The sequence below is a fragment of the Bacillus sp. RO1 genome (assembly GCF_012524115.1).
Lineage (GTDB): Bacteria > Bacillota > Bacilli > Bacillales > Bacillaceae_I > Sutcliffiella_A.
Genome location: NZ_JAAZWB010000023.1, coordinates 18,888 through 30,480, shown reverse-complemented (window position 1 = coordinate 30,480; position 11,593 = coordinate 18,888). Strand labels below are relative to the sequence as shown.

General features: G+C 40.2%; 11 protein-coding genes. 1 reads left to right on the top strand and 10 read right to left on the bottom strand.

What is annotated here, in order from left to right:
• Window positions 1-231: 231 nt before the first annotated feature.
• On the bottom strand, window positions 232-771 hold the full coding sequence (locus HC179_RS01455) for an outer spore coat protein CotE (protein WP_168862720.1): 540 nt from the start codon (window positions 769-771) through the stop codon (window positions 232-234).
• A 156-nt stretch (window positions 772-927) separates the two neighbouring features.
• On the opposite strand from HC179_RS01455, the gene HC179_RS01450 reads away from it, so the two are divergent.
• A complete protein-coding gene (locus HC179_RS01450) occupies window positions 928-1,218 on the top strand; it encodes a hypothetical protein (protein WP_168862719.1) in 291 nt (96 codons plus the stop codon).
• 427 nt (window positions 1,219-1,645) lie between these two features.
• Here HC179_RS01450 and HC179_RS01445 read toward each other — a convergent pair whose 3' ends face one another.
• The 9 genes from HC179_RS01445 to HC179_RS01405 form a co-directional block, all read right to left on the bottom strand.
• Window positions 1,646-2,083 (bottom strand): YlbF/YmcA family competence regulator, encoded by a 438-nt coding sequence (locus HC179_RS01445; RefSeq protein ID WP_168862718.1) that lies wholly within the window; start codon window positions 2,081-2,083, stop codon window positions 1,646-1,648.
• Window positions 2,084-2,086: 3 nt separating this feature from the next.
• Window positions 2,087-3,631 (bottom strand): tRNA (N6-isopentenyl adenosine(37)-C2)-methylthiotransferase MiaB, encoded by a 1,545-nt coding sequence (gene miaB, locus HC179_RS01440; RefSeq protein WP_168862717.1) that lies wholly within the window; start codon window positions 3,629-3,631, stop codon window positions 2,087-2,089.
• Window positions 3,632-4,038: 407 nt separating this feature from the next.
• Window positions 4,039-5,217: a glycine C-acetyltransferase gene (locus HC179_RS01435; protein ID WP_168862716.1), complete on the bottom strand. Its 1,179-nt coding sequence runs from the start codon at window positions 5,215-5,217 to the stop codon at window positions 4,039-4,041.
• A 21-nt stretch (window positions 5,218-5,238) separates the two neighbouring features.
• Entirely contained in the window at window positions 5,239-6,279 is a 1,041-nt protein-coding gene (gene tdh / locus HC179_RS01430) for an L-threonine 3-dehydrogenase (protein WP_346775098.1), read from the bottom strand.
• Window positions 6,280-6,492: 213 nt separating this feature from the next.
• A complete protein-coding gene (locus HC179_RS01425; RefSeq protein ID WP_168862715.1) occupies window positions 6,493-7,359 on the bottom strand; it encodes a 2-oxoacid:ferredoxin oxidoreductase subunit beta in 867 nt (288 codons plus the stop codon).
• Window positions 7,360-9,096 carry a 2-oxoacid:acceptor oxidoreductase subunit alpha gene (locus HC179_RS01420; RefSeq protein WP_168862714.1) on the bottom strand — a complete coding sequence of 579 codons (1,737 nt, stop codon included), beginning with the start codon at window positions 9,094-9,096 and terminating at the stop codon, window positions 7,360-7,362.
• Window positions 9,097-9,350: 254 nt separating this feature from the next.
• The gene (locus HC179_RS01415; protein WP_168862713.1) at window positions 9,351-10,274 is read right to left on the bottom strand and encodes a dipeptidase; all 924 of its coding nucleotides are present in this window, start codon (window positions 10,272-10,274) and stop codon (window positions 9,351-9,353) included.
• 108 nt (window positions 10,275-10,382) lie between these two features.
• Window positions 10,383-10,643 (bottom strand): stage V sporulation protein SpoVS, encoded by a 261-nt coding sequence (spoVS, locus tag HC179_RS01410; protein WP_010193268.1) that lies wholly within the window; start codon window positions 10,641-10,643, stop codon window positions 10,383-10,385.
• Window positions 10,644-10,790: 147 nt separating this feature from the next.
• On the bottom strand, window positions 10,791-11,585 hold the full coding sequence (locus HC179_RS01405) for a TIGR00282 family metallophosphoesterase (RefSeq protein ID WP_168862723.1): 795 nt from the start codon (window positions 11,583-11,585) through the stop codon (window positions 10,791-10,793).
• Window positions 11,586-11,593 lie beyond the last annotated feature (8 nt).

Here is an 11,593-nt window from a genome sequence, read left to right as displayed (position 1 = left end):
ATTACGATCTTTCTTGGTCATACCGATCATCCCCCCAGTTAGTTAAAATAATTTTAACAAGAAAAAAACTAAACTGCGAAGTAAAAGTCGTACGCTCTTTTACTTACACAGTTTAGTTTACAAGACCAAAACAGGGGCATTTTCATTTAAAAAAACCTTTAAACTTCAGCTTTATTATCAAATAACAGAGAAACACAAAAAACCAGGAAGCATCATGCTCCCCGGTTTCCTCTACTCTTCGTAACCGTCGACGATAAAGTCTGGATTTAAGTCCTCGAACTCATCCTCTTCTACATCCCAGTCATTATCATCCGCCAATGTGTCTGGATGTACTTCAACTGTAATTTTGGTTTCCCCAATAATCTCAGTTAAAAATTCTCTTTCCACTTGTACTTCCACTTTTGCTTCCTTGTCCGCGATGCTCGCTTCTAAGCAATTAGGCTGTTGTAGGACACGCGCAATTACTTCATGATCATCACCAAGGCTGTTTTCATCTTTATACCTCAGCTTCACGACATCTTTGTAGGAAACCGTTTCCGTCACTACTTCCGTCTTCGTATTATCACTGTGTGAATACCAGACGTTAATATCATATTTCCCTTTTACTTCTACGGTATCATCCACTTTTTTCGCATCATACGTATGGTTAATGACCCAGCATCCTAAAATGCTTGTAGGACGATGCGAGGGACTAATCGTATGTTTAGACTGCGTAAACTTTCTACCTTTGCCGGTTACTGCTCTTGTGATAATTTCTCTGTATTCAGACATTCGAGCATACACCCTCCTCATTACAATCTTCATTTCATCCTATGCGGGTTAAATGACAATTGTGATTAGATTGAATTTACTGCATAACTAAATGATTTCTAATACATTAACGTATAGTTCATTGTATGCAAGCTTATCTGGATATGTGCCTATTTTTTGAAAAAATCACAAGGTGCAGCAGACGATAAAAAATCTTACAAAACCAAATCACCTTTTAAAATTAAAAGATTTTTAAGCGGTCTACCACCGCTGTTCCTTTCCGCAAATGACTGCGCTTTCCGCGGGACGGTGCTTGAGCCTCCTCACTTCGTTGTGGGGTCTCAAGCTACCGTTCCCCCCCGCAGGAGTCTTCGCCATTTGCTCCAATCCACAGCTAAAAACCACGTGAACGATAAGTTATTGCTTATCCATAAAACTCTTATAGATGCCTTTTTAATTCTTGAATGAAAAAAGTCATCTTGTTGATTGGAGTGGAGGCGCGCAGACGCCCGAGGGAGGAAGGGACAGGTGAGACCCCGTAGAAGCAGAGAAGCCACTGAAAAACTGAAATCTCATGTACTTAAATGATTTCTAGCTGGTGATTGGAGAAAAAGGCGTAGACTCCTGAGGGAGATAGCGTTAGGTGGAGACCCCGCAGGCGTAGCCGAGGAGGCTCCAACAGCGCCCCTAGGATAGCGAAGCCTTTTTCGGAAATCAACAGCGGTGTCTAAACTACATCTAAATTTTTTGACTTTTTCAGTGGAGTCAGGAGGAGTGAGGGGGCTCACGGACCGCCCGCAGGCAAGCGAAGCGCCTGAAACGGAAATCAACAGTATCATAACTTTATTATATAAAAAAAGCATGGAATTAAGCTTCCATGCTTTTCTAATAATAATTATGAACAGCTTCCTCCACCGTATGTGGTGTTTTTTACGTAGGAGCCGGTTTCTCCGCGAAGGACATCTCCACCAGTTGCAACGATGATTTCGTCAGTTACTGTTTTGGAGATATAGGAAGAAACTAATTGTAAAAGGTCGTTTACATTTGTTTGAGAAGTTTTGAACTCTTGTACAATTGGAATCTCATCCATTTCTGCTAAAAGTGCATCTAACTTAGCTTCTGTTTTCTTTAATGCTTCTGTTTTTCCGTAATGTTGGAAGTTTACAGCTTGTTTTTGCAAGCTTTTCACACTTGCAACCATTTCTTTAATTTTTTGATTCTCGTTAATTTGCTCTTCTGCACGCTTGAAGAATTCTACTTCTTCCGTGTCAGCGATCATCTGTGCCAATTCTTTTGCTCTTTCTACTATATCTGCTCTCGTATATTTTGCCATTGTTTATACCTCCAGTGCTTCTTCTACTACTTCTTCCACCAATTCGCCATCCAATGTCCAAGTTTTCGCTTTGATTACTTTTACTTTGACAATTTTACCGATGACAGATTTTGGTGCTTTAAAGTTAACCAGTTTACTTTTATCTGTGTATCCCGCAAGGACATCCGGATTTTTCTTACTTTCCCCTTCAACTAACACTTCTACAACCTTACCCTCGTACTCTTTTAATTTCTTTGCAGAAATCTCATTCACAAGTGCGTTTAGACGTTGAAGGCGATCCTTCTTCACTTCAAGAGGTACGTTATCCACCATTTTTGCAGCAGGCGTACCTTCACGTGGAGAATAGATGAAAGTATAAGCTGTATCAAATTCCACTTCACGATATAGAGACATTGTTTCTTCAAACTGTTCTTCTGTTTCATTAGGGAATCCAACAATGATATCCGTTGTTAATGAAGCATTAGGCATTGCCTTTTTAATTTTGCCTACTAACTCAAGGTAACGTTCTCTGTCATATTTACGTGCCATCAGCTTCAACACTTCAGAACTTCCTGATTGAACTGGTAAGTGAATATGGTCAAGAAGATTACCGCCTTTAGCAAGCACTTCCACCAAACGATCATCAAAGTCTCTTGGATGACTTGTGGTGAAACGGATTCGAGGAATGTCAATTTTACGGATTTCATCCATTAAATCGCCCAGACCATACTTCATATCTTCAAAATCTTTCCCATACGCATTTACATTCTGCCCAAGCAAGGTAATTTCTTTATAACCTTGTGCTGCCAAGTGACGCACTTCTTGAATAATATCCTCTGGACGTCTGCTGCGCTCTTTTCCTCTTGTATACGGCACAATACAGTACGTACAGAACTTGTCACAGCCATACATGATGTTTACCCAAGCTTTGATTTCACCTTTGCGGTTCTTTGGAAGGTTTTCAATAACGTCCCCTTCTTTGGACCAAACTTCTATCACCATTTCTTTGGACATATATGCGTCTTTTAAAATATTAGGAAGTCGGTGAATGTTATGGGTACCGAAGATCATGTCAACTTGCTGATACGTTTTCAATATTTTATTCACTACTGATTCTTCCTGGGACATACAGCCGCAAACACCAATTAACAAGCCTGGTCTTGATTTTTTCAAAGTCTTTAAGTGTCCTAGCTCACCAAAAACTTTGTTCTCTGCATTTTCCCGGATGGCACAGGTATTTAAAAGGATTACATCCGCATCATTCACTGTATAGGTCGGTTCGTATCCTAACGCAAGGAAGATCCCTGCCATTACTTCTGTGTCATGTTCATTCATCTGACAACCATACGTACGAATATAAAATTTCTTGCCAACCCCAAGGTTTTTAAATTCATCAGAAATAGAAAAGTCTTGGTAGGCAACTTCTTCTTTTCCACGTTTTTTTGCATCTTTTAGGGAAGGTGGTACATAAACAGACTCAAAGTATTTGCTGAAATCCTTTTCGGATTTTTTGTCCGAAGAATTTCCAGTCACTACTTGTCCTGCTTCCACTCTTTGTTTCTCATTCATTGTGATAACTCCTTTCCAGAAAAGTAGAGCGCATAAAACTCTACACATTAACATAGTATATAATTTTATGGCTTCTTAAACAATAAATATGGAGAAGTTTACATAAATCTACATATTTACGAGACAGTAAAGCTCCTACATATTGGATACACAACAAGAGAGACACTTTTGAGGTGTCTCTCTTGTTGTTGCTATTTCTTAGAATTGATGTTAATCGGATTAGTTTGACTGCTCATTTCAGCTGCAGACACTCGCTTTCCGCGGGGCGGTGCTTGAGCCTCCTCACTTCGTTGCGGGGTCTCAAGTCTACCGCTACCACCCGCAGGAGTCGAGTGCCTTCCGCTTCAATTCACTAGTTGATGTTACTCTGTATATTAGCACCAAACTTTAAAAAGCAACCTTCATTATTACGATATAATCCCAAGTTCTTTTCCAGCTTTTTCGAAAATGTCTAGGGCTTCTTGAAGTTCTTCTTTTGAGTGTTGAGCAGTTACGATTGTTCTAACACGCGCCAGTCCTTTTGCAACAGTTGGGAATGCGATACCTTGTGCAAATACACCGTATTCTAACAACTTATCAGAGAATTTATGAGATAGTGCTTCGTCTCCTACGATAACAGGTGTAACCGGTGTTTGGCTTTCTCCTGTATTAAATCCTAGTTTCACAAGGCCATCTTTAAAGAATTTCGCATTGTCCCATAACTTTTCGATAAGTTCAGGCTCCTCAAGTAAAACTTGGATTGCTTCATCACATGCAGCAGTTACTGCTGGTGGGTGAGAAGTACTGAATAGGAACGGACGGCCTTTATGAATTAAATAGTCAATTAATGAACGAGAACTCGCTACATAACCACCCAGAACGCCGACTGCTTTACTTAAGGTACCAACTTGGATATGCACACGGCCATCCAATCCAAAGTGATTGACGGTACCACGGCCGTTTTCACCTAGTACACCTGAAGCATGCGCATCATCTACCATTACAAGTGCATCATACTTTTCAGCTAGCTCGACAATTTTATCAAGCGGGGCAATATTCCCATCCATGGAGAAAACGCCATCCGTTACGATTAGACGTTTGCGATATTCACTTGACTCTTTTAATGCACGCTCTAAATCTTCCATGTCAACATGCTTGTACACTTTGCGAGCAGCCTTTGTTAAACGGATTCCATCGATAATGGAGGCATGGTTTAACGCATCAGAGATTACAACATCTTCCGGAGAAAGGATTGCAGAAAGGACTCCCTGGTTTGTTGTAAATCCAGATTGGAAAACAAGACTTGCTTCTGTATGTTTAAATTTTGCTAGTTTTTCTTCTAATTGCTCATGCATGGTGAAAGTTCCGGCAATGGTACGGACTGATCCTGTCCCGGCACCGTATTTTTCTGTAGCTTCTAAGGCAGCTTTCACTAAACGAGGATGGGTAGTCAATCCTAGATAGTTATTGGAAGATAGCTGAATCACTTCTTTGCCGTTGATCACAACTTTGGATCCTTGATCGGACTCTAATGGTACTAACTTACGGAATGTACCTTGTTCTTTCATTTGATCTAATTCTTCTTGTAAGTATTCAAAACCTTTCATGTTAACCCCTCCTGTTTTCTATTAAGGATGTAGTACAACTTTACCACATTGACCGGAAATCATTAAATCAAAGCCTTTTTCAAACTCCTCTAGCGGGAAGTGGTGGGTAATCATCGGTTTCACATCTACCTGACCTGACTTAAGAAGGCTTGATACTTGTTGCCATGTAGAATACATTTTTCTTCCTGTAATACCTTGAACTGTAACACCTTTGAAAACAATATCGTTCGTGATGTCCAGCTCTACCGGACGGACAGGTAAGCTAAGGATGGATACTCTACCGCCATTTGTAATCATTTTAAAGCCTTGGTTCATCGCAATAGGATGGCCCGACATTTCACAAACTACTTCCACACCATGACCATCTGTCAACTTCATCACTTCTTCTACAGGATTAGCTTCTTTCGCATTAATAACTGTGGTAGCACCCATTTTCGTTGCAAGATCTAAGCGATATTCATTCAAGTCAATGGCAATAACTTGTGAAGCACCTGCCGCCTTGGCAACTCCAACAGCCATGATTCCGATAGGACCGCAACCAATCACTGCTACGGATTTCCCAGTAACATCTCCTGCAAGCACTGTATGAACCGCATTTCCCATTGGCTCTTGTACAGAAGCAACATCATAAGGCATATCGTTAGGATTTTTCCAAACATTTACCGCAGGAAGAGCGACATATTCAGCAAAACAGCCTTGAGTGTCTACTCCAATAATTTTAGTATCTTTACAAATGTGATAGTCCCCTTTTAAACATTGTGGACATTTGTAACAAACGATGTGTGTCTCTGCGGAAACTTGGTCGCCTAATTGTACATTATTAACCTTGCTACCAACTTCCACAATTTCTCCGGCAAATTCATGACCGAAAGCATACGGTGGGTTTACCCTGCTCTGTGACCACTCATCCCATGTATAAATATGAACATCCGTACCACAAATGGATGTTGCTTTTACTTTTATTAATACTTCATCATCTTTAATCTTTGGTATATCTATCATTTGAAGTTCAGCACCATATCCTCGATGATGCTTCATAATTGCCTTCATTTTTCCATTCACAGAGAACACTCCCTTATAAAAATAAAACTAATATTCTTAAATACTAGTAAGAGTGTATCATCTATAAGGATTTGTGTAAACCGATTTGTCCACTGGAGAAGGACAATTGAGTATGTCAGATAAAAAATAAAGACTTTTTTTCATGATAAAGAAAGCGTTTACATATTTAACTAAAGAAAAGCCCCAGCAGTTTAGCCAGGACTTCGATTTTTGTTACATAAATTCTTTCACTAAAGCATTGAATTCGTCTTCATCTAATTGAAGATTTGCTTTTGCCAATGGCTCTTCACTATAATTTGGAACCATATCCTGATAGGATTGCTGATCCTTATTCTGATAGATCAATCCTGTTACCAGTCCATTGTGCTCCATTAAAGTCTGCATCGCAGAAACTTTATTATGCGCATCATAACCTTCAATATCGGCCAATTTCGTTAAGTTTTCTTTAAACCAGTCATATGTGTTTACTTTATTATATGTAACACACGGGCTGAACACGTTGATTAAAGAGAAACCTTTATGCTTGATTCCTTGTTCAATCAAGGAAGTAAGGTCTTTTAAATCTGTTGAGAAACTCTGTGCTACAAATGTCGCACCTGCTGTTAGTGCCATTTCCATAACAGATAGCGAGGATTCAATGGAACCTTGTGGTGTGGATTTCGTTTTAAATCCTACTTCACTACGCGGTGACGTTTGGCCTTTTGTAAGTCCATAGATCTGGTTATCCATTACGATGTATGTAACATCAATATTTCGACGGATAGCGTGGATCGTATGTCCTAAACCAATAGCAAATCCATCTCCATCCCCACCGGAAGCGATAACTGTAAGATCATTATTCGCCATTTTCACACCTTGTGCGATAGGTAGAGAACGTCCATGGATACCATGAAATCCGTAAGAGTTGATATAACCGGAAATACGTCCAGAACACCCGATACCAGAAACTACTGCTAGATTTTCAGGTTCTAGTCCAACATTTGCGGCAGCACGTTGAATGGCAGCTTGTACCGAGAAATCTCCACAACCAGGGCACCAGTTAGGTTTTACATTATTTCTAAAATCTTTAAACGTTGCCATTTATAACAACTCCTTGCATTTTGTGTGGATTTCTTTCGGTAAGAATGGATCCCCATCATACTTCAAGAGACTACGGATTTTTTCATGCTCGCCTACATTCATTTTCAGGATGTTAGCAAGTTGCCCTGTAGCATTGTACTCCACAACAATAACTTTTTTGGCCGCTTTAACAAGTGGCGCGATTTCCTCTGTCGGGAATGGGTGGATAAGGCGGATTTGTGCGTGGTTAGCTTTCACTCCATCCTTCTCCAATCTTTCCATTGCCTCTTCAATCGTCCCGCGCGTCGAGTTAAAACCAACAAGCAGTACATCTGCTTCTTCATGCTTTGCATTAACATGAACAGGCGTGTTGAATTTCAGGTTATTTAACTTACGAAGACGCTTGTCCATTTGTGCTTGTCGATTCGCAGCAACCTCAGAAGGTTTACCTGTTTCTTCATGCTCTACACCTGTAACGTGATGAATACCGTTTTTCATGCCCGGAAGGACACGAGGAGAAACGCCATCTTCCGTTACTTCATAACGCTTGAAATATGCTTTATCCTCAGATACAGGAATCTCCTGGTTAATATCCAGCTTTCCTCTTCTGATCTCAATGTTTTTGTAATCTAATGCTTCTACAGATTGCTTCCCGAGGGACAATTGTAGATCTGTCAAAAGAATTACCGGTACTTGATACTCTTCTGCAATGTTAAACGCTTCAATTGTGTCGTAGAAAGCTTCTTGTACTGTACTCGGAGCCATGACCACTTTAGGGATTTCCCCATGTGTACCGTAGATCATAGCCATAAGGTCTGACTGCTCAATTTTAGTCGGTAACCCTGTACTTGGTCCGCCACGTTGCGTGTCTACGACTACTAGTGGTGTTTCTGTCATACCGGAAAGTCCGATTGCTTCCATCATTAAGGATAGTCCAGGTCCTGCTGATGCAGTCAATGTCCGGACACCTGCGTAGTTTGCGCCAATTGCCATGGTACAAGCAGCAATCTCATCTTCCGTTTGAATAACGGTTCCACCGAATTTTGGAAGTTTTTTAATTAAATATTCCATAATTTCCGATGCAGGAGTAATTGGATATGCCGGCATAAAACGGGAACCCGCTGCTACAGCCCCCAATGCAATCGCATCATTTCCGATCATGAAAAGTCGTTTGTTACCATCAGCTTTTGCAAGCTGCATGGTTTCTACGCTTTCCGCTTGATCTTTAATAAACTGAACACCTGCTCGGATTGCATCCATGTTTTTCTCAACAATGGATTCACCTTTGCGACCGAAAATTTCTTGCACCACTTCACGGAATGCTTCCGCATCTAAATCAAGGATGGCACTTGAAGCTCCGACTGCAACCATGTTCTTCATCAACGAAGTTCCAAGTTCAGTAGCAATCTCCGTGAATGGTACAGCATATAATGTAGCTACCCCATCCTCAGGTATGCTTGGTTTAAACTTTGCGTCTGCAATTACCACTCCACCTTCGCGGAGCTCATGATAGTTTACGTCGATTGTTTCTTGGTCGAACGCTACTAATATATCAAGGTCGTCGGAAATCGAACGGACCTGAGTCGTACTCACACGAATTTTGTTGTTCGTATGTCCACCTTTAATACGAGAAGAAAAATGGCGATAACCATATAAGTAATAGCCTAAACGATTTAATGCAATGGAGAAAATCTCACCAGTACTCTCGATACCTTCCCCCTGTTGCCCTCCAACTTTCCATGAAAGTTGATTGATCATGTGCCTTACACCCCTTTAACTACGTTCGTTTTCAGAATTTTGTACAATATTTATTGTAGCATTATTCCCATTATATAACTAGAAGTTACCTATTTAAATATAAATCAGACTTAAAAAAACCGCTGAATATGTACTAAACGCTTTCATTGTAGACCTAATTATTTAAAAATACAAGTCTTTGAATTAATTTCTTTCGAAAAATTTGGATATTTTAACAGTACAGTTCATAGGCTGAAAATCGCTTAATTCCCCCCTCATTTAGGGAACCTTTTAAAGAAATTATCAAACAAAAAGCCTTTCACTTCTGTTTCAGAATAGTATTTTAATAAACTATTTATTAAATGATGATAATCTTCCATTCTCCCCAAGCTCTTTACAGTGTGATCAATTCCGTCAAAGTCTGAACCGAATCCTATATGATTTACTGCCCCTAGTGAACAAAAGTGTTCCACATGACGGAGTATATCTGTAATACTCGCCTGTGTATCGCTTGTTAAGAATTGAGGAACAAAGGTAACCCCGATTGCCGCATCCTTTTGGATAAGAGCTTGTATTTGTTCGTCTGATAAATTTCTTGGGTTAGGACAGATTTCCTTGCAATTAGAATGTGAGGCAATCACGTATTCACCTAAATCCATTACATCCCAAAAGCCTTTAACAGAAAGATGGGAAACGTCTGTCCAAATAAAATGATCGTTATTCAGTTTCACTACCTGTTTCCCAAATGAGCTTAGCCCAGCTCCTCTTTCTTCTAAAATCCCATCTGCAACTGCATTAGCATGATTCCATGTTAATCCGACTGACGAGATTCCCAATCGATATAATGTTCTCAGTTTTTCTATATCCGATCCTATTCCGTCACAGCCTTCTAATGTCAAAATGGCTCCTATTTGCCCTTCTTTCAATTCGGCGATATCCTTTTTCGTTGTAACAAGTTTCATATTAGGGAATTTGTTCAAGATCTCCTCATAAAAGAGGTCAATCATCTCCAAGGCTACATCAAAAGCTGATTCCTGCCTCACTTTTTCCGGAACATACACAGCAAAACATTGCACCTTAGCAGCCGACTTCTTTAATCCGTCCCACGTTACATGCAACACTTCACTATCTTTAAAAGAAATCTCTCTATTTTCCCACATTCTCCATAGCACATCGCAGTGCGCATCAAAAATCCTCAAGAACAGCCCCTCCATTATTGTGAATCAGCATGCATTCTGCACCATTGAATTAGAATAAAACAAACCTGTTTGCAAATACAAGCAAACAGGTTTAGTAAACGATTATTTTTATCTCGGCTCTACTATCAATTTGATGGCCGTTCTTTCTTCTCCGTCAATCAGAATATCTGTAAATGCCGGGATACAGATTAAATCCACTCCACTTGGTGCAACGAATCCCCGAGCGATGGCAACCGCTTTTACTGCCTGATTAAGCGCACCAGCCCCAATGGCTTGGATTTCGGCACCCCCACGCTCTCTTAAAACCCCTGCTAAAGCCCCTGCTACAGAATTTGGGTTTGACTTAGCTGAAACCTTTAATATTTCCATTTCTAGCTCCTCCTTAACATTTACAGTATATGGTGAAAGACCCATAGATGAATGAATTGTTAATAATTTCATTCCTACTATATTCAGGAAGAGCTCTGTATATGCCTCAACTTAATCTGCAATCGTCAAAATATTCTATTTTCTCACTTAGTCAAAGAAAGGATGATCCTCATTAATCATCAGTGGTTGAATCTTCTTCGCCTTACCTGTCTTCATATCTACATCTATTAGAACCCCGTTTAACTGGGCTCTTCCTTCCGTCACTTCAAACCTAACAGGCAAAGCAGTTGTGAAACGCTTGAGCACAGCTTCTTTCTCCACGCCTAGAATGCCATCATAAGGACCAGTCATGCCTACATCCGTTATATATGCCGTGCCCTCTGGTAGAATTCGATAATCATTTGTTTGCACATGTGTATGCGTTCCTACCACACCTGTAACTCTTCCATTGAGATACCAGCCAATTGCTTGCTTCTCACTAGTTGCTTCTGCATGGAAATCTACAAAGATAAATGGTGTTCTCTTCTTTGCTTCCTCAACAAGCTCATCTACTTTGTTAAAAGGACAATCTATTGGCGGTAAAAAAGTCCGTCCTTGAAGATTAATGACGGCAAGTTCTTTTCCCTCAAAAGGAACATAGGCAATTCCTTTTCCTGGATTAGAACTTGGGAAATTTGCAGGTCTAATCATATGCTTAGCACCTTCGATAAATTCAAATATCTCTCTGTTGTCCCACGTATGGTTTCCAAGCGTGACAAGATTCGCACCGGCTTTTAAGAAACCTTGGTAGATTTTTTCGGTTATTCCTTTTCCACCCGCTGCATTTTCTCCGTTTACGATGGTTACAGCCGGTCTATATTTACTTTTTAGTTTTGGCAGATATTCGTTAACCATTTTTCTACCTGGTGATCCCACTACATCTCCAATAAATAAAATTCTCACAATCACTA

What these genes read in the sequence shown, in the direction of transcription:
- HC179_RS01455 (WP_168862720.1), bottom strand. Translation starts at nt 771, where the DNA reads ATGTCTGAATACAGAGAAATTATCACAAGAGCAGTAACCGGCAAAGGT.
- HC179_RS01435 (WP_168862716.1), bottom strand. Translation starts at nt 5,217, where the DNA reads ATGAAAGGTTTTGAATACTTACAAGAAGAATTAGATCAAATGAAAGAA.
- HC179_RS01445 (WP_168862718.1), bottom strand. Translation starts at nt 2,083, where the DNA reads ATGGCAAAATATACGAGAGCAGATATAGTAGAAAGAGCAAAAGAATTG.
- miaB (WP_168862717.1), bottom strand. Translation starts at nt 3,631, where the DNA reads ATGAATGAGAAACAAAGAGTGGAAGCAGGACAAGTAGTGACTGGAAAT.
- HC179_RS01425 (WP_168862715.1), bottom strand. Translation starts at nt 7,359, where the DNA reads ATGGCAACGTTTAAAGATTTTAGAAATAATGTAAAACCTAACTGGTGC.
- HC179_RS01420 (WP_168862714.1), bottom strand. Translation starts at nt 9,096, where the DNA reads ATGATCAATCAACTTTCATGGAAAGTTGGAGGGCAACAGGGGGAAGGT.
- spoVS (WP_010193268.1), bottom strand. Translation starts at nt 10,643, where the DNA reads ATGGAAATATTAAAGGTTTCAGCTAAGTCAAACCCAAATTCTGTAGCA.